Annotated in this window: 15 protein-coding genes and 1 pseudogene; 3 read left to right on the forward strand and 13 right to left on the reverse strand. The window is 71.3% G+C overall.

Annotation, left to right across the window (positions count from 1 at the left end; all coding sequences use genetic code 11):
* Window positions 1-10: 10 nt before the first annotated feature.
* Window positions 11-817, reverse strand: a complete 807-nt coding sequence (locus ACIBCK_RS29490) for an AraC family transcriptional regulator (protein ID WP_399395089.1) — start codon at window positions 815-817, stop codon at window positions 11-13.
* A gap of 49 nt (window positions 818-866) precedes the next feature.
* On the opposite strand from ACIBCK_RS29490, the gene ACIBCK_RS29495 reads away from it, so the two are divergent.
* Both ACIBCK_RS29495 and ACIBCK_RS29500 read left to right on the forward strand, forming a co-directional pair.
* On the forward strand, window positions 867-1,334 hold the full coding sequence (locus tag ACIBCK_RS29495; protein WP_399395091.1) for a DUF2000 family protein: 468 nt from the start codon (window positions 867-869) through the stop codon (window positions 1,332-1,334).
* 69 nt (window positions 1,335-1,403) lie between these two features.
* On the forward strand, window positions 1,404-2,246 hold the full coding sequence (locus ACIBCK_RS29500; protein WP_399395093.1) for a tetratricopeptide repeat protein: 843 nt from the start codon (window positions 1,404-1,406) through the stop codon (window positions 2,244-2,246).
* A 26-nt stretch (window positions 2,247-2,272) separates the two neighbouring features.
* Here ACIBCK_RS29500 and ACIBCK_RS29505 read toward each other — a convergent pair whose 3' ends face one another.
* From ACIBCK_RS29505 to ACIBCK_RS29540, 8 genes are all read right to left on the reverse strand, one after another.
* Window positions 2,273-2,902, reverse strand: coding sequence for a response regulator (locus ACIBCK_RS29505; RefSeq protein WP_399395094.1), 630 nt, complete (start codon window positions 2,900-2,902; stop codon window positions 2,273-2,275).
* Window positions 2,899-4,080, reverse strand: a complete 1,182-nt coding sequence (locus ACIBCK_RS29510; protein ID WP_399395338.1) for a sensor histidine kinase — start codon at window positions 4,078-4,080, stop codon at window positions 2,899-2,901. Before ACIBCK_RS29510 ends, ACIBCK_RS29505 begins: the two co-directional genes overlap by 4 nt.
* Window positions 4,081-4,184: 104 nt before the next feature.
* Window positions 4,185-4,919: an ABC transporter permease gene (locus tag ACIBCK_RS29515; RefSeq protein WP_399395096.1), complete on the reverse strand. Its 735-nt coding sequence runs from the start codon at window positions 4,917-4,919 to the stop codon at window positions 4,185-4,187.
* A complete protein-coding gene (locus tag ACIBCK_RS29520) occupies window positions 4,913-5,872 on the reverse strand; it encodes an ABC transporter ATP-binding protein (RefSeq protein ID WP_399395097.1) in 960 nt (319 codons plus the stop codon). The genes ACIBCK_RS29515 and ACIBCK_RS29520 overlap by 7 nt, the downstream gene beginning before the upstream one ends.
* A gap of 140 nt (window positions 5,873-6,012) precedes the next feature.
* Window positions 6,013-8,268 carry a hypothetical protein gene (locus ACIBCK_RS29525; RefSeq protein ID WP_399395099.1) on the reverse strand — a complete coding sequence of 752 codons (2,256 nt, stop codon included), beginning with the start codon at window positions 8,266-8,268 and terminating at the stop codon, window positions 6,013-6,015.
* A 169-nt stretch (window positions 8,269-8,437) separates the two neighbouring features.
* Entirely contained in the window at window positions 8,438-8,920 is a 483-nt protein-coding gene (locus tag ACIBCK_RS29530; protein ID WP_399395101.1) for a DUF6113 family protein, read from the reverse strand.
* Window positions 8,917-9,870 carry an N-acetyl-1-D-myo-inositol-2-amino-2-deoxy-alpha-D-glucopyranoside deacetylase gene (mshB, locus tag ACIBCK_RS29535; RefSeq protein WP_399395103.1) on the reverse strand — a complete coding sequence of 318 codons (954 nt, stop codon included), beginning with the start codon at window positions 9,868-9,870 and terminating at the stop codon, window positions 8,917-8,919. The genes ACIBCK_RS29530 and mshB overlap by 4 nt, the downstream gene beginning before the upstream one ends.
* A 31-nt stretch (window positions 9,871-9,901) precedes the next feature.
* Window positions 9,902-10,096 (reverse strand): hypothetical protein, encoded by a 195-nt coding sequence (locus tag ACIBCK_RS29540; protein ID WP_160507048.1) that lies wholly within the window; start codon window positions 10,094-10,096, stop codon window positions 9,902-9,904.
* A 149-nt stretch (window positions 10,097-10,245) separates the two neighbouring features.
* Here ACIBCK_RS29540 and ACIBCK_RS29545 point away from each other — a divergent pair, with 149 nt between their 5' ends.
* On the forward strand, window positions 10,246-12,423 hold the full coding sequence (locus tag ACIBCK_RS29545; RefSeq protein ID WP_399395105.1) for a prolyl oligopeptidase family serine peptidase: 2,178 nt from the start codon (window positions 10,246-10,248) through the stop codon (window positions 12,421-12,423).
* A 329-nt stretch (window positions 12,424-12,752) separates the two neighbouring features.
* On the opposite strand, the pseudogene ACIBCK_RS29550 reads toward ACIBCK_RS29545, so the two are convergent.
* The 4 genes and pseudogenes from ACIBCK_RS29550 to ACIBCK_RS29565 form a co-directional block, all read right to left on the reverse strand.
* Window positions 12,753-13,825, reverse strand: a pseudogene (locus tag ACIBCK_RS29550) (ABC transporter ATP-binding protein).
* Between the two features lie 52 nt (window positions 13,826-13,877).
* A complete protein-coding gene (locus ACIBCK_RS29555; RefSeq protein WP_399395107.1) occupies window positions 13,878-14,924 on the reverse strand; it encodes an ABC transporter ATP-binding protein in 1,047 nt (348 codons plus the stop codon).
* A gap of 6 nt (window positions 14,925-14,930) precedes the next feature.
* Entirely contained in the window at window positions 14,931-15,908 is a 978-nt protein-coding gene (locus ACIBCK_RS29560) for an ABC transporter permease (RefSeq protein WP_399395109.1), read from the reverse strand.
* Window positions 15,901-16,824, reverse strand: coding sequence for an ABC transporter permease (locus tag ACIBCK_RS29565; RefSeq protein WP_399395111.1), 924 nt, complete (start codon window positions 16,822-16,824; stop codon window positions 15,901-15,903). Before ACIBCK_RS29565 ends, ACIBCK_RS29560 begins: the two co-directional genes overlap by 8 nt.
* Between the last annotated feature and the right edge of the window lie 20 nt (window positions 16,825-16,844).

The following is a 16,844-nucleotide window of genomic DNA, read 5'->3' on the forward strand; positions in this document are numbered from 1 at the left end:
CGCTGTCAGCTCAACTGTCAGCCCGCGTACGGGCGTAGCGCCCCGGGGCGATGCCCACCATCCGCTTGAAGTGCCGGGTGAGGTGCGACTGGTCGTAGAAACCCGCGGCGGTCGCCACCTCGCCGGGTGGCTGCCCCGCCAGGAGGAGACGGCGGGCGCGGTCGACGCGGCGGGACGTCACGTACTGGTGCGGCGCGATGCCGAAGGCCCCGCTGAAGGCGCGTACGAGATGGGTGGGGTGGGCGTGGACCAGGTGCGCGGCCTCGTCCAGCGTCACGCCGTCGAGCAGCCGCTCGTCGAGGAGATCGCGGAGGTCCTGGGCGACGCCCCGCCCGGGGCCGCCGGCCGGTTCGGTGGCGAGCCTGGGGCGCAGGTGGCCGCGCAGCCGCTCGCCGATCAGGGCCAGGCGGCTCTCGGCCTCCAGCTCGTCGCCCCGCTGCGCGAGAGCCGCGTGCAGCCGGCCCACGCGGCTGCGCAGGACGGGGTCGACCAGGTCGGGGCCGTCCACCGCGGGGCCGATGAAGCTCGCGTCCAGCTGGGTCATGTCCAGGTAGAGGACGCGTTTGCGGAAGCCGTCGGGGGTGGCGGGCGAGCCGTTGTGCGGGACCTGGGGCGGGAGCAGGGAGACGGTGTCGGCCGGGGTGCCGTGTGCGTGCCGGTCCAGGTCGTAGCGGACGGCCCCGTCGTCCACGATCAAGAGGGTCCACGCGTCGTGCACGTGCATCGGGTACGCGTGCTCGGTGAAGTGGGCATGGAAGACCTCCACGACACCCGCTACCGGCGGGCGCCATGCGGAGATCTCCTGCCGGGCCACCATGCAAAGAACGTACAAGACGCGAGAGCCACCCACTCGGCAGTCTCGAAGCATGAGAACCACCGCTGAGACAGACACCGCGACCGCCGGGATCACGGGCGAGGCGCCCGTCCGCTTCGACACGAAGATCGCCGTGCTGCTCCGTGACGACCTGGAGCCCTGGCAGCGCCTCAACGTGACCGCGTTCCTGGTCAGCGGGCTCGGCACGGCGGCACCCGAGGTGATCGGCGAGCCGTACGAGGACGCCGAAGGCACCCCCTACCTGTCGATGTTCCGCCAGCCCGTCATGGTCTTCGAGGGATCGAAGGAGACGCTGACCGCCGCGCACGGCCGTGCCCTGTCGCGCTCGCTGCCGAGGGCGGTGTTCACGTCCGACCTGTTCGCCACCGGCAACGACCGGGACAACCGGGCAGCGGTGCGGGCCGTGCCGACCGACCAGCTCGACCTGGTGGGCATGCTCGTCCACGGCCCGCGCAACGCGGTCGACAAGGTCCTCAAGGGGGCCCGGATGCACCCTTGACCGAGGGGGCCACCGGCGCGGGGAGAGATCGGAGCGCTATCGATCGGCCCGGCGGGGCACCAAGCATCTATGCACCCCCAATCCCCCGAACGGCGACGCCTCTTCGCCGATCAGGCACGGTCCGCGCGCCCCGATCTCGCGCTGCTGTGCCTGCTGATCGGCGCGGAGGCGGACCCGGATCTCGACGACGCGGGCATGCGCACGACGCGGCGCGTCCTCGACCGTCTCGCCGACCAGCTGGCCGAGCGGCTGCCCGACAAGGCCGAAGGGCCCCGGTCCTGGGCGCTCGCACTGGCCGAACTCCTCGGCGCGCACTACGGGTTCAAGGGCAGGCCCGGTGATTACCAGCACCTTCGGTCGGCGCTGCTGCACGAGGTCCTGCGGCGGCGCAGAGGCCTGCCCATCCTGCTCTCGGTGGTGTGGATCGAGGTCGCGCGGCGCGCGGGCGCGCCCGTCCATGGAGTGGCCCTGCCCGGCCACTTCGTGGTCGGTTTCGGCGCGCAGGACGAGCAGGTCCTCGCCAATCCCTTCGCGGGCGGGCACGTACTGTCGTCCACGGACGCGCAGTTGCTGGTGGCGGGGTCCACGGGCACGCCGCTCGTGCCGTCGATGCTGAAGCCCGCGGGTCCCGTCGACATCGTCCTGCGCGTCCTCAACAACATCCGCGCATGGGCCTCGGTCCGCCCCGAGCGCTCCGACGTCGCGCTGTGGGCGGTCGAACTCTCCCTCCTGCTGCCGGCGCATTCCGACCGGCTGCACTACGACCGCGCCCAACTCCTAGTCCAGCGAGGCGACTTCCTCGCCGGCGCGCGGGAGATCGAGCTGTACGCCGATGCCCTGGCCGCCACGGACGAGGCGGCGGCGGTACGGCTGCGCCAGGAGGCACACGGGGCGCGGGCCATGCTGAACTGACGAACTAACGCCCAAGAAGGGGCAGTTCAGAGCCAGCCCTTGTCCCGGGCGACGTTGACGGCCTCGGCGCGGTTGCGTACGGCCAGCTTCTGGATCGCCGTCGAGAGATAGTTGCGGACCGTGCCCGGTGAGAGGTGCAGGGCCGTGGCCAGCTCGGCGTTGGTGGCGCCGTCGGCCGCCGCGCGCAGGACCTCGCGCTCGCGGTCGGTCAGCGGGTTCGCGCCGCCCGCGAGCGCCGCCGCCGCGAGGGTCGGGTCGATGACGCGCTCCCCCGCGAGGACCTTGCGGACGGCGTCGGCGAGCTGGGCCGCGGGCGCGTCCTTGACGAGGAAGGCGTCGGCTCCGGCCTCCATGGCGCTGCGGAGATAGCCGGGGCGCCCGAAGGTGGTGAGCACCACGATCTTCAACTCAGGCAGCTCCGCGTGGAGTTCGGCCGCCGCCTCGATGCCCGTGCGGCCGGGCATCTCGATGTCGAGGAGCGCCACGTCCACCGCGTGCGCGCGCGCCGCCGCGAGCACCTCGTCGCCGCGGGCCACCTGGGCGACCACCTCGATGTCCGGCTCCAGGCCGAGCAGCGCCGCCAGCGCCTCGCGGACCATCGACTGGTCCTCGGCGAGGAGCACTCTGACGCTGGTGGCCGCGCTCTCCGTACTCATGCGGGAGATCCTAGGGCGGAGGCGCCGGACGCCGGTTCCGCGCCCCGGTCGAGCGGCACCCTGGCCGTGAGCCGGAAGCCTCCGCGCGCGCTGGTTCCCACGTCCACGACGCCGCCGACCGCCTCCACGCGCTCGGCCAGGCCCATCAGTCCATTGCCCTGCGTGACGGAGGAACCGCCCCTGCCGTCATCCTCCACGGACAGCTCGGTGAACGGCCCGTCCAGCGTGTGCCGCGACGTGAGCGCCACCGTGCAGCGGCGCGCGCCGCTGTGCCGCACGACGTTCGTCACCGCCTCGCGCAGCGCCCAGGCCAGCGCCGTCTCCCCCGGCTCTCCGGGCAGTACGGCGGGCGCCTGAAGCGGTACGTCGGCCTCGACACCGGCGGCGGTGAGCGCCGTGCGCGCGCCCGCCAGCTCTCCGGCGAGGGTGCGCCTGCGGTAGCCGGAGACCGCCTCGCGCACGTCCGTCAGGGCCTGGCGGCTGACCTGCTCGATGTCGGCCACCTGCTGCGCGGCCTTGTCGGGGTGGGCCGGGAGCATCCGCCCGGCGAGCTCGCTCTTCAGGGTGATGAGGGAGAGCGAGTGGCCGAGGAGGTCGTGCAGGTCTCGGGCGAGCCGCAACCGCTCCTCGTTCGCCGCCAGTTGGGCGACGGTGGCCCGCGCCTGGCGCAGCTGCACCGTCGTACGCACCAGCTGCCGCACCCCCGTCATCGCGAAGCCGACCAGGAGGGTCAGCACGGCGAGACTGCCCAGCAGGTCCTCGACGCTGTCGGTGCGCAGGCCTACCGCGATCATCACGCCGGTGACGGCCGGGATGACCCAGGTGGCGTGCCACAGCGGCAGCACGGCCCCGGCCGACACGGCCACGTACACGAAGAGCCCGAGCCAGGCCGTGCCGAAGGCGAACGAGAGGCCGACCGCCAGCGCGAGCAGCACCCCGAACGACACGTGCACCGCACGCCAGTCGTGCACCCTGGCGGTGTAACGGAAGACCAGGGACAGGTAGCAGACCACGAAGGCGGTCAGGCCGACGCAGCCGAGCGCGGTGGCCGCGCCGCTGCGCTCGGCCCCGATCAGGTCCTCCACCGGACCGGCCAGGAAGACCAGCCAGATGCCGATCCAGAGCACCTTCGTCAGCACCTGACGGCGGCCGGCCGGCGGGTGGCCGAAGGTGTCCAGCGGGTGGGCCCGCTCGGCGCGGTCAGCGCGGTCGGTGCCGTCGGCGCGGTCGGCGCGGTCGGTGCCGTCGGCGTGGTGGGTGCGGTCGGTGCGGTCGGTGTCGCTCACGCCTTCGATGTGTCCTTCCGGTACAGCCATGCCGCGCCGCCCGCGAAGAGGACGAAGTACCCGACGAGGAGCACGATGTCCTTCGCGTGCGGGGCGTCACCCAGTTCGATGGCCTGTCCGAGGGCAGCGTACGCATGGGTCGGCAGCCAGGACGCGATGTCGCTCAGCCACTGCGGGAAGGTCGCGGTGGGCATCCACAGGCCGCCGAGCACGGAGAGCCCGAAGTACACGATCATCGTGATCGGGCGGACGGCGTCGCCGGTCGCCAGATAGCCGATGGCCACGCCGAGCGCGGCGAAGCAGAGGCTGCCCGCCCAGATCGCGCCGGTCAGGGCCAGCCACTGCCAGGCTTCCAGGCGTACGTCCTTGACGGCCGCGGCGACCACGAACACCACGACGATCGACGGCAGGCTGACCACGGCGGCACTGGCCGTCTTCGCGATCACGTAGCCACGTCCGGGCAGGCTCGTCAGGCGCAGTTGGCGCACCCAGCCGCTCTCGCGCTCCTTGGCGATGCGCTCGCTGTTGCCCATGAGGACGGCGGTGAGGGCGCCGAACGATGCCATCGACACCATGAAGAAGGCGGGCAGCGCGAGCCCCGTGTCGCCGACCATGTCCGTGCCGCTCTGACCGCCCGCGATGATCAGGAAGAGCATCGAGGGGTACATCACCGAGAAGAACAGGAACTTCTTGTTCCGCAACGCGCGGACGATTTCCAGCTTGATCAGCATGCCCCTGCCTCCTTCTTGGCCTCTTCGGCCTCTTCGGCCTCTTCCGCCGCGGTGATCGCCACGAACGCCTGCTCCAGGCCAAGGCCCGCCACTTCGAGATTGCGAGGGTAAAGACCGAGCCCGTAGAGCGCGTGCACGGTGGCGTCGGCGTCCGTCGACTGAAGGCGTACGGAGTGGCCGGAGACGTCGGCGGCGGTGAGGAACGGCAGGGCGCGCAGCTTCTCCGCCACTCCCTCTTCCGGCTCGGGGAGGTCGAAAGAAATCCTGCGCGCCCCTGCCTTCGCCTTGATCTCGGCGGCGGTGCCGTCCGCGAGGAGACGGCCGCGGTGCAGGACGAGGACCCGGTCCGCGATCGCGTCGGCCTCCTCCAGGTAGTGCGTGGCGAACAGGACCGTGCGGCCCTGGTCGGCCTGCTCGCGCATGGTCGCCCAGAAGGCCTGGCGCGCGGTGACGTCCATGCCGGTGGTCGGCTCGTCGAGGACGATCAGGTCGTTCGCTCCGGCGGTCGCGAGTGCGAAGCGGACGCGCTGCTCCTGCCCGCCGGAGAGCTTGTCGACCTTGCGGTCGGCGAGCTGGGTGAGGCCGGCGGCGGCCAGCACGTCGTCCGGGCGGTGCGGCCTCGGGTGCAGATCGCAGGCGAGCCGCACCAGTTCGCGGACGGTGACCTCCGCCATCAGACCGCCGCTCTGCAGCATCGCGCCGACCCGGCCCGCGGTGATCGCCTCGCGCGGGCTCGTGCCGAAGACCCGCACGGTGCCGCTGTCCGCGTGCCGCAGGCCGAGCAGCAGGTCGAGCGTGGAGGACTTGCCGGCGCCGTTCGGCCCGAGGAGGGCAACCGTCTCGCCGGGGTGGAGATCGAGGGAGAGGGCGTCGACGGCGCGCACGTCGCCGTAGGCCTTGGTCACCTGGTGGAAGCTCACCGCTCGCACCGCTGTGGAGGTCACTGCGTTCATGTGATCCATCGTCGCCAAGGCACGGCGGGCGCGGCAGTGTCGTATGTGCCGAGTCCGGGATGACAGATGTCATGCCGGTCGCACCGGAGGCCGGGCGGTCCACCTCAGTGGTCCGCCCGGCCTCCGGGTGCGTACGGGGATCAGCTCGCGTTCGTCTCGATCACACCGACCCGCTCCGCCGGCGTCCTGCCGATCAGCGCCTTGTTCATCGCGGCGGCCACGTCCGTCGGCTGGACCGGCGTCTTGTCGCCGTTGCCGCGCTGGATCAGGATGCCGTCGAAGACGTTGCCGTAGAGCTTCTTGAGCTCGACGGTGTCGTAGTGCACCTGGAGCGTGCCGTTCTTCAGCACCTTCGTCTGGAGCACCTTCGGCAGGGACTTCGCCGGGCCGAACGGGATCGAGGCGTTGCCCGCCTTGATCGTGACGTTGGCCGACATGGCGGGCTTCGCGAAGCGCGTCATGAACTTGTCGACCTCGGCGTCCGGGACGGTCGGCTTGCGGGTCGTGACGGGCACCTCGACGGTGCCGGCGCTGCCGGTCTCGACCTGCTTCTTGTACGCCTCCGAGACGGCCTTCGTGGACGCGGCGACGTCGATGCCGTTGCCCGCCTTGCCGTACACGGGGACGGCCTTGCCGGGCACGAACTTGACCGTGCCCTCCTTGGCGGAGCCCGAGCCGCCCGCGGCGCGCTCCAGGGCGGCCGCCAGCTTCTCCTCGTCCACCGGCATCACCGGCTCGGCCACGCGCGCGCTGCCGAAGAGCGATCCGATCACCGATACGGGGTTGTAGTCGCTGCCCGCGGCCTCGCGGACGGTGGCCTGGCTGTCCAGGGTCAGACCCGCCTGGTCCGGCTTGAGCGTGACCGTCTCGCCGTCGACCGACAGCTTCAGGGGCTTGGCGACGTCCTCGCCGATCGCCGCGTCGAGCTTCTTGACGGCTTCGTCGCGCGTGCCGCCGCCGATGTCGACGCCGAGCACGGTGGTGCCCTTCGGTACGTCGGCGTGGTTCATCAACAGACCGGCGCCGTAAGCACCGCAGGCCACGACGACCACCGCGACGGCCACCAGAACGAGCTTGTTGCGCCCCTTCTTCTTGGCCGGGGCCGCGGCGACGGGCACGTTCGGCTGCACCGGCTCGGGCAGCTTCGGCGGGGTGTGCGGCACGGGTCCTTCACCCTGCGGGCCCGTGGCGAAAGGAGAGTTCTGCGCGGGCGGCACCACGGGGATGCCGCTGGTCAGGGTGTCGCCGGAGACGTTGCTCCCCGGGGAGGGCGCGCTCGGACCACCCGGGATGGAGCCGGGGCCGCCGGGGACCGGGCCGCCGGAAGCGGGGGGCCGGGGGCCGCCGGGGCCCTGGAGGGGGCCCGCCTTCTGCGGCGTGAGGATGGCGGTGTCGTCACCCATGGCGGGGGCACCTGCACCGGCACCTACGCCAGCACTAGCACCAGCACCCGCACCCGCACCCGAACGGGCGGCAGGATTCGCCGGGTTGGGGCGATTGCCGGGATTGCCCGCGTTGGGGCGATTACCCGGGTTGCCCTGATTGCCGGGGTTACCCGGGCCGGCAGGGTTGCCGATGTCGCCCGAACCTCCGTGCCCCGGCGGGGTCAACGGGTTCGCCCGGCCTGCCGGGTTGGCCTGGTTCGCCGGGTTGGACGGATCGACCGGCCTCGGCGTCAGCGGCCCTTCGCCGGTCATCGGCCCGCTGGTGGGCCCCGACGGACCACGGCCGCCGTCACCCTCGCCACCACCGGAGAAGTACGGCAGGTCCCCGCGCTGCGGGTCGCCGCCCTGCGGCGCACCCGTACCGAGCGGGCCCGCCGCCACGGCGCCGGACACGTCGAAGGAGCCCGTACCTGAGCCGTTGCCGGAGCCGTTGCTTCCGGCCCCTGTTCCGCCGGTGCTCGCACTGCTCTTGCGCGGCGCGAACCAGTCGCTCGTCTTCTCCTCGGCCGGAGCGGAAGGCGACGACGCCCCGGCGGCGGAAGGCCCCGCGGGCGCGGAGCCCGCGGCGGGCGCCCCGGCAGCGCCGGGACCACCCGCGCCGTTCGCGGCCCCCGGACGCCCGGCGCCGTCCCCGGAGTCGGGCCCTTCGGCCGCGGGGCCGCCGTTCAGCGGGCGTGACGCACCGGCGTCACTGTCCCCGACGGGCGTGCGCATCACGACCGGTGGGATGGGGCGCGACCCGGGGATGTTGATCCGGATACGCGTGGTCAGCGTGGTCTCGGTCTTCGGCTCATCGGGCCGCTCGTCGGCGGCCTGCCGCTGCGCGCCCTCCACGGCGCCGTCCGACGCGGCACCCTGCGCGGGGGAGCCGTACGGCGGCGTCCCCGAGGGGTAAGCGGCTCCACCGCGCCCCTGGGGCCCGGAGGACGAACTGTCAGTTTCACGACTCAAGGCAGGTTCTCCCGGTTGGCTCCGCCGCCCGTGCTCCCCGCGCGGAGGGGAATTCCCCCGGCCGGAGGCTGGGGGAGGCTCGGCGGCGCGCACCACCATACTGGCCGCCGTCGGCACTCATCCTGTGACCGCCGTCAAACCCGTGCGGTACACGGGCTGAAGTGGTACGTCACTTGCCAAGTCGGGCGGCGGGCCCGCCTGGTTGCGACCACCGGCCGAGGGTGGCACACATCACAGCGACCGCCGTCCCGCCGAACAGGAAGGCGTACGAGCCGAATCCCGCGCCGAACAGGAAGTCCCCCTCGGGCCGACTGGCCATGAGCAGCATGACGGAGACGAACCAGCCCGCCGCAGGCGCCACCGCCCCCGCTCTGGTACCGACGGCACGCGCTCCCCCGTAGAAGAGCCCGGCGGCCCCGAGGAGCGCGAGCAGCAACCCGCCCGGGAACCAGCCCGGGAACCAGGCCCCTTGGACGAGCGCACCGGCCGTGCCGATGACCAGACCGAGGAGGAAGAGGCCCCCATAGGCGGCGAAACGGCCGAGGTTGGGCGGTTGGGCGAGGGCGCTGCCGCCCGGCGGAGGTGCGGCGGACGACGCGCCGGAAGCCGACGATGACGACGATGACGACGCGGCACGCGAACGAGTACTCACAGCGCCGTCACCCCTTCGCGCCCCGAGCCCGCGTGTCCTGCCGAGCCCTCGCGCCCCACGTCTTCGAGCCCCGCGAACAGATCCGTCTCACGCTCGCCGTCCACCGCACCGGCCTTTCCTCGCACCAACTCGTAGTACTCCACATCGAAGATCGGCTGCGCGAGCCCGTTCGACAGGACGAAGAGCGGACCCTGCACCTCGATCTGCGTGGCGTGCGCGCGCATCGCCGCCGCCTTCGTCCCCGCGAAGGCCGTCCCGTCGATCTCCGTCGTGATCCGTTCGTCGTCCGTCACACCGGGGACGTCCGCGGGCACGCCGGGGGTCGTGAACGGGGAGTGCCGCAGGGCACCTTCCATCCACCGGAACCGCTCTTCGACGACGGAGCGCGGCGCGCGGTTCCAGTAGATCTTGTCGATGGTGTGCGGTTCACCGAGGTCCCCGCGGAAGGCGCTCTCGGCCGCGAGGTCCGCGGCGCGCATCGCGACCCGGTGGGCCTGGATGTGGTCGGGGTGGCCGTACCCGCCGTCCGGGTCGTACGTCACGAGCACCTGGGGCCGCACCTCGCGGATGACCTCGACGAGGTGCGCGGCGGCGGCATCGAGATCGGCGGACCAGAAGGCGCCCGCGCGGTGGTTCTGCTCGATGCCCATCATCCCGGAGTCGCGGTAGCGTCCGGTGCCGCCGAGGAAGCGGTGGTCGGCGACGCCGAGCTCCTTCATCGCGGCGGCCAGCTCGCCGATGCGCTGCGGGCCGAGCGCGTCCTCGCGGTCGGGTGCGAGATGGGCGAGTTCGGGCGGAATGACCTCACCCTCCTCGCCCAGCGTGCAGGTGACCAACGTGACATGGGCGCCGTCGGCCGCGTACTTGGCCATCGTCGCGCCATTGTTGATCGACTCGTCGTCGGGGTGCGCGTGCACGAGCAGCAGACGCCGGGCGGGCAGTTCCGTCATGGGGCCACCCTACGAGCACCCCGGGCGGAGATCAGAACTTGATGTCGCCGATCATCCCCGCCACGTTCGTCGTCAGTTCGTTGATCGTCGGGGCGATGGAGGAACTCGCCAGATAGAAGCCGAGGAGCACACAGACGATCATGTGGCCGGTCTTCAATCCTGACTTCTTGACCAGCAAGAAGACAATGATCGCCAGTAGCACCACCGCCGAAATCGAGAGTGCCACGGCGGCTCACCTCCAAGTCCAGGACCCTGCACCAGTGCGGACGCCAGCAGGTTCATACCCACTAAGCGCTACGGATCATAACTATCCGTGGGTCCGCATGACTCGGAGCACGGCAGCACAAGGGGGCGCATGCCCCATAGGCTCGGAGGATGACCACCGAGACGCCCGGAACCACCGGGCCCGCCGAGAGTCACGCGCAGCGGCTCTCCTTCCCTCGCCTGCACGCCCGCACGCAACGCTTCACTCTCGGTGCGCCCCGCGCGTTCACGGTGGCGCCCGACGGGTCCCGCGTCACCTTCCTGCGCTCGTCGTCCGGCACCGACCGGGCGAACCAACTCTGGGTCCTGGACCTGGCGGACGGTGCGGTGGAACGTGTCGCGGCCGACCCCCAGGCCCTGTTGAAGGGCGCCGTCGAGCGGCTCTCCGCCGAGGAGCGGGCCCGGCGTGAGCGCAGCCGCGAGGGCGGCGCGGGCATCGTGGGCTACGCGACGGACGCGGCGGTGGAGCTCGCCGCCTTCGCCCTCTCCGGACGGCTCTTCGCGGCGGAGCTGCGCGTGGGCACGGCACGCGAACTGCCCACCCCGACACCGGTGATCGACCCGCGCCCCTCCCCCGACGGCCGCCACATCGCGTACGTCGCCGGGGGCGCCCTGCGGGTGACGGGCGCCGAGGGGGAAGGCGACCGTGCCCTGGTGGCGCCGGAGCCGGACTCCGTCGAGAAGGAGACCGTCACGTACGGCCTCGCGGAGTTCATCGCGGCCGAGGAGATGCAGCGTTCGCGCGGCTTCTGGTGGTCGCCGGAGTCGGACCGGCTCCTTGTCGCTCGCGCCGACGACGCCCCGGTGCGGCGCTGGTGGATCGCCGACCCCGCGCACCCGGAGACGGAGCCGGCGCGGGTCGCGTACCCGGCGGCGGGCACGGCCAACGCGGACGTACGCCTCTTCGTCGTGACCCTGGACGGCGCGCGCACCGAGGTGATGTGGGACCGGGCCCGCTACCCCTACCTGGCGCGGGTGCACTGGTCGTCGGCCGGTGCGCCGCTGCTCCTCGTCCAGTCCAGGGACCAGCTCAGCCAGCTCTATCTGGCGGTGGACCCGGACGACGGCTCGACCCGCATGGTGCACGCGGAGGAGGACCCGCAGTGGCTCGAGCTCTTCCCCGGGGCTCCCTCCTGGTCCCCCAGCGGACGCCTGGTGCGGATCGTCGACGAGGGCGGCGCGCGGGTCCTCGCTGTAGGTGAACGCCCGCTGACAGGGCCGCAGTTGCACATCCGCGCGGTGCTCGACGTGGCGGACGACGACGTGTTGATCTCGGCATCGGCGGGCGCGGCTGCAGCCGTCCCGGAGACCGGCGAGGTACACGTCTACCGGGTCAACGAACTGGGCGTCGAGCGCGTCTCCACCGAACCCGGGGTGCACTCGGCGGTGCGCTCCGGCGGCCTCACCGTCCTCGTGTCGGCCACCCTGGACCAGCCCGGCTCACGCGTCCAAGTACTGCGCGACGGCAAGCAGGTGGCCACCGTCGCCTCACACGCGCGGCGCCCGGGGCTCACGCCGCGCGTGACTCTGACCGAAGGGGGCGCACGCAAGATCCCGTGCGCCGTCCTGCTCCCCACGGACTACGAGGAGGGGTCGGGGCCGCTGCCGGTACTCCTCGACCCGTACGGCGGCCCGCACGGCCAGCGGGTCCTCGCCGCCCACAATCCGTACCTCACGTCCCAGTGGTTCGCCGACCAGGGCTTCGCGGTGATCGTCGCGGACGGCCGGGGCACTCCGGGCCGCTCCCCCGCCTGGGAGAAGGCGGTCCGGCGGGACTTCACCCTCACCCTGGACGACCAGGTGGACGCGCTCCAGGGCCTCGCCGCGTCCTTCCCCCTCGACCTGGACCGGGTCGCCATCCGGGGCTGGTCCTACGGCGGTTACCTCGCCGGGCTCGCCGTCCTTCGCCGCCCCGACGTCTTCCACGCGGGGGTGGCGGGGGCGCCGGTGACGGACTGGCAGCTGTACGACACGCACTACACGGAGCGGTACCTCGGGAACCCCGGTGAGGACCCGGCCCCGTACGCCCTGAACTCCCTCGTCACGGAGGAGGGTCTGTCGGCCCCGGAGAACCCGTCCCGGCCGCTGATGATCGTGCACGGCCTCGCGGACGACAACGTGGTGGTGGCCCACGCCCTGCGCCTCTCATCGGCGCTGCTGGCCGCGGGGCGGCCTCATGAGGTCCTGCCGCTGTCGGGGGTCACGCACATGACTCCGCAGGAACAGGTGGCGGAGAATCTGCTGCTGCTCCAGGTGGACTTCTTGAAGCGTTCGCTCGGACTGTCCTGAGCGCGGGCGACCGGCCGGGGTGACATGGCAACCCCCGGCCGGTCTACGGCACCCGCACGGCCGTACGTCCGTAAGCCTGCCGCGGGCGTATATCGCCGGCGCGACGGCGCGATTGCCCGCGTGTAAAGCACGAACAGGCTTCTTTCCCCAACCCCGCCCCTTCCCGAAAACCCGCTGCGCGGGGGCGTCCTCAAACGCCGGACGGCTGAAATCTCAGCCCGTCCGGCGTTTGAGGACAGAGCCCGAAGGGCGATCTCGGGGGTCCAGGGGCCGGAGCCCCATGGTTTCGGGAAGGGGCGGGATTGGGGAAAGCCCCGCAGGGACCGCCCCTACGGGACCACCTGTTTCTCCTCCGCGAAGTGGCACGCCGAGTCGTGGGCCGCGGGGCCGAGACCCCGCGGAACTCCGCCGGAACGGCCAGCGCCGGCACCTCCAGAGCACACCGCTCCCGCGCCTTCCAGCACCGCGTGCGAAAACGGCACCCCGAGGGCGGATTGGCGGGCGAAGGCACATCGCCCGCCAGAATGATCCGCTCCCGATGCTCCCGCGCCTCGGGATCCGGCACCGGCACCGCCGAGAGCAGCGCCTGCGTATAGGGATGCGTCGGATGCTCGTAGATCTCGTCCTCGGAGCCGATCTCGACGATCCGCCCCAGGTACATCACGCCGACCCGGTCGGAGATGTGCCGCACGATCGAGAGGTCGTGGGCGATGAACACGTACGACAAGTCGAAGTCGTTCTGGAGCTGGTCCAGGAGGTTCACCACCTGCGCCTGCACCGAGACGTCCAGCGCCGACACCGGCTCGTCCGCCACCATGATCTCGGGCCGCAGCGCCAACCCCCGCGCGATCCCGATCCGTTGGCGCTGGCCGCCGGAGAACTGGTGCGGATAGCGGTTGATGTACTCGGGGTTGAGCCCGACCACGTCGAGCAGCTCCCGCACCTTCTGCCGCCGCGAGCCCTTGGGCGCGACCTCGGGATGGATCTCGTACGGCTCCCCGATGATGTCGCCGACCGTCATGCGGGGGTTCAGCGAGGTGTAGGGGTCCTGGAAGACCATCTGGATGTTGCGGCGCACGGCCTTCAGCGCGCGCCCGGACAGCTTGCTGATGTCCTCGCCCTTGTAGCGGATCTCGCCCGCGGTCGGCCGCTCCAGGTTCACCAGCATCTTGGCGACCGTCGACTTGCCGCAGCCCGACTCCCCCACGATGCCGAGCGTCTCGCCGCGCCCGAGTTCGAAGTCGACGCCGTCGACGGCCTTGACCGCGCCGATCTGCTTCTTGATGACGATGCCCTGTGTGAGCGGATAGTGCTTGACCAGGCCCCGCACCTGGAGGATCGGCTCATGCCCCGAGGGCGAGCCGTGCGCGGCGAACTCGTGCTCCGCCTGCGCCTTGTGCATCAGCTGCCGAGAGGTCTCGCCCTCGTCCTCCAGCTGTTTCCTGCTGACGTGCTCACCACGAGGCATGGAGCGTCTCCTTCCAGAAGTGGCAGGCGCTCCGGCGGTCGGCGGCCAGGCCCTCGTACGTCACGTCGTAGAGGGGCGGCTCGTCGGTCGTGCAGATGTCCTGGGCCATCGGGCAGCGGGGGTTGAAGGCGCAACCCGGCGGGATGTTCATGAGGTTGGGGGGCAGGCCCTTGATCGCGTAGAGCTCCTGGCCCTTCTGGTCGAGCCGGGGGATCGACTCCAGGAGACCGCGCGTGTACGGGTGCGCGGGCGCCTTGTAGATCTCGTGGACGGGGGCCTTCTCGACGATGCGGCCCGCGTACATGACGGCGATGTTGTCGGCGACGTCGGCCACGACGCCGAGGTCGTGGGTGATGAGGATCAGGCCCATGTGCAGCTCGCGCTGGAGCTCGGCGAGGAGGTCCATCACCTGGGCCTGGACGGTCACGTCGAGGGCTGTGGTCGGTTCGTCGGCGATGATCAGCGAGGGTTCGAGCGCCATCGCCATGGCGATCATGATGCGCTGGCGCATGCCGCCGCTGAACTGGTGCGGATACTGCCCGACGCGTTCCTTCGCGGCCGGGATGCGCACCCGGTCCATCAGCTCGACCGCCTTGGCCTTGGCGTCCTTGCGGGACATGCCCCGGTGGACGACGTACATCTCGCCGAGTTGCTGGCCGACGCTGACGACGGGGTTCAGTGAGGAGAGCGCGTCCTGGAAGATCATCGCCATGCCGGCGCCGCGCGTCTTGCGCCGCTCCTCCTCCTTGAGCTTCAGGAGGTCCTGGCCCTTGAAGAGGATCTCTCCCCCGGTGATCTTCCCGGGCGGCATGTCGAGGATGCCCATGATGGCCTGCGCGGTCACGGACTTGCCGGACCCGGACTCACCGAGCACGGCCAGGGTCTCGCCCTCGCTGACGGTGTAGTCGACGCCGTTGACGGCCTTGGCCACGCCGTCCCTCGTCCTGAACTCCACGTGCAGATCGCGCACTTCGAGCAACTTGGTCGTCCCCGGGGCGAGCGCGCCGGACGCGTCGGATGCCACGGTTGCCATGGGCGCCTACCTCAGCTTCGGGTCGAGGGCGTCGCGCACCGCGTCGCCGAGCATGATGAACGCGAGCACGGTGATGGCGAGCGCTCCGGCGGGCCAGAGCAGCATGTGCGGGGCGTTGCGGATGTACTGGGAGGCAGCCGAGATGTCGATGCCCCAGCTCACGGTCGGCGGCTTCAGACCGACGCCGAGGTACGAGAGGGTCGCCTCCAGGGCGATGTACGTGCCCAGCGCGATGGTGGCGACGACGATCACCGGGGCGATGGCATTCGGCGCGATGTGCCGCAGCAGCATCCGCGAGTTGGAGGCGCCGAGGGCCCGCGCCGCCTGGACGTAGTCGTTCTGTTTGGCGGTGATGACGGAGCCGCGGGCGATGCGCGAGAGCTGCGGCCAGCCGAGCAGGACCATGAAGCCGATCACCGGCCAGACGGTGTTGCTGGTGACGACCGACAGGAGCACCAGGCCGCCGAGCACGACGGGGATGGCGAAGAAGACGTCGGTGATCCGGGACAGGATCGCGTCCCAGAACCCTCCGAAGAACCCCGCGAGCCCGCCGAGCACGCTGCCCAGGATCGCGACGCCGAGCGTGGCGCAGACGCCGACGGTGACCGAGGCGCGGGCCCCGTAGACGGTCCGCGTGTAGACGTCGCAGCCCTGGCCGTCGAAGCCGAAGGGGTGGCCGGCGGTGGAGCTCTTCTGGGCGTTGGCGAGATCGCAGTCGAGCGGGTTGCCGGAGGCGATCGCGGACGGCCACAGGGAGATGAAGACGAGGAAGAGGATGATGAGGCCCGAGATGATGAAGATCGGGTTGCGGCGCAGCTCGTGCCACGCGTCGGACCACAGGCTGCGGGCGGGGGCGGACGGGCCGGTGCCGCCGGGTCCGCCTGGCGTCTTCTCCAGCGTCGATCCCTCGGTGGCCGCGAGGTCCATCGCGCCGCCCGCGCCGGTCGGGGCGATGGCTCCGTCTGGCTCTCGGGGTTCAGGCATAACGGATCCTCGGGTCGAGTACGGCGTACAGGAGGTCGACGATCAGGTTGGCCACCAGGAAGACCAGGACGAGGACGGTCACGAAGCCGACGACGGTCTGGGTGCTCTGGCGGAGGATCCCCTGGTAGAGCTGGAAGCCGACGCCGTGGATGTTGAAGATCCGCTCGGTGACGATCGCGCCGCCCATCAGCGCGCCGATGTCCGTGCCGATGAAGGTGACCACCGGGATGAGTGAGTTGCGCAGCAGGTGCCGGGTGATGACACGGCGCCTGGGGAGCCCCTTCGCGATGGCCGTGCGGACGTAGTCGGCACGGCGGTTCTCGGCGATGGAGGTCCGGGTGAGCCGGGTGACGTAGGCCAGCGAGACCGAGGCGAGCACGAGCCCCGGCACGATGAGTTCGTTCAGCGGCGCCTCCGAGGAGACGGAGGGTTTCATGACCCCCCATTCGACGCCGAGCAGCAGTTGGAGCAGCAGGCCGGTGACGAAGGTGGGGATCGCGATGACGACGAGCGTCAGGAGCAGGACGACGGTGTCGATGGGGCGCCCGCGCCGCAGCCCGGTGACGACCCCCAGCGAGATCCCGATGACGATCTCGAAGACGATCGCGACGAGCGTCAGGCGGATCGTGAGGGGGAAGGCCGTCGACATCAGCTCGGTGACCTTCTGCCCGTTGAAAGCGGTGCCGAAGTCGCCGGTGAAGACATTGCCCATATAGGTGGCGTACTGCTGCCACACGGGCTTATCGAGGCCGAATTCCTTCTTCAGCTGGGCGGCCGTCGCGGGGTCGCACTTTCGGTCCCCGCAGAGGCCCGCGACGGGGTCGCCCATCACGTTCACCATCAGGAAGATCAGCAGTGTGGCGCCGAAGAAGACCGGGATCATCTGCAGCAGACGCCGGATCACATAACGTCCCATGAAGGGCTCCGGAAGTAACG

Source organism: Streptomyces sp. NPDC051218 (genome assembly GCF_044455475.1).
Classification (GTDB): Bacteria; Actinomycetota; Actinomycetes; order Streptomycetales; family Streptomycetaceae; genus Streptomyces.

Coding starts and splice junctions, on each gene's coding strand:
- ACIBCK_RS29490 (WP_399395089.1), bottom strand. CDS start 817: ATGGTGGCCCGGCAGGAGATCTCCGCATGGCGCCCGCCGGTAGCGGGT.
- ACIBCK_RS29495 (WP_399395091.1), top strand. CDS start 867: ATGAGAACCACCGCTGAGACAGACACCGCGACCGCCGGGATCACGGGC.
- ACIBCK_RS29500 (WP_399395093.1), top strand. CDS start 1,404: ATGCACCCCCAATCCCCCGAACGGCGACGCCTCTTCGCCGATCAGGCA.
- ACIBCK_RS29505 (WP_399395094.1), bottom strand. CDS start 2,902: ATGAGTACGGAGAGCGCGGCCACCAGCGTCAGAGTGCTCCTCGCCGAG.
- ACIBCK_RS29515 (WP_399395096.1), bottom strand. CDS start 4,919: ATGCTGATCAAGCTGGAAATCGTCCGCGCGTTGCGGAACAAGAAGTTC.
- ACIBCK_RS29520 (WP_399395097.1), bottom strand. CDS start 5,872: ATGAACGCAGTGACCTCCACAGCGGTGCGAGCGGTGAGCTTCCACCAG.
- mshB (WP_399395103.1), bottom strand. CDS start 9,870: ATGACGGAACTGCCCGCCCGGCGTCTGCTGCTCGTGCACGCGCACCCC.
- ACIBCK_RS29545 (WP_399395105.1), top strand. CDS start 10,246: ATGACCACCGAGACGCCCGGAACCACCGGGCCCGCCGAGAGTCACGCG.
- ACIBCK_RS29555 (WP_399395107.1), bottom strand. CDS start 14,924: ATGGCAACCGTGGCATCCGACGCGTCCGGCGCGCTCGCCCCGGGGACG.
- ACIBCK_RS29560 (WP_399395109.1), bottom strand. CDS start 15,908: ATGCCTGAACCCCGAGAGCCAGACGGAGCCATCGCCCCGACCGGCGCG.
- ACIBCK_RS29565 (WP_399395111.1), bottom strand. CDS start 16,824: ATGGGACGTTATGTGATCCGGCGTCTGCTGCAGATGATCCCGGTCTTC.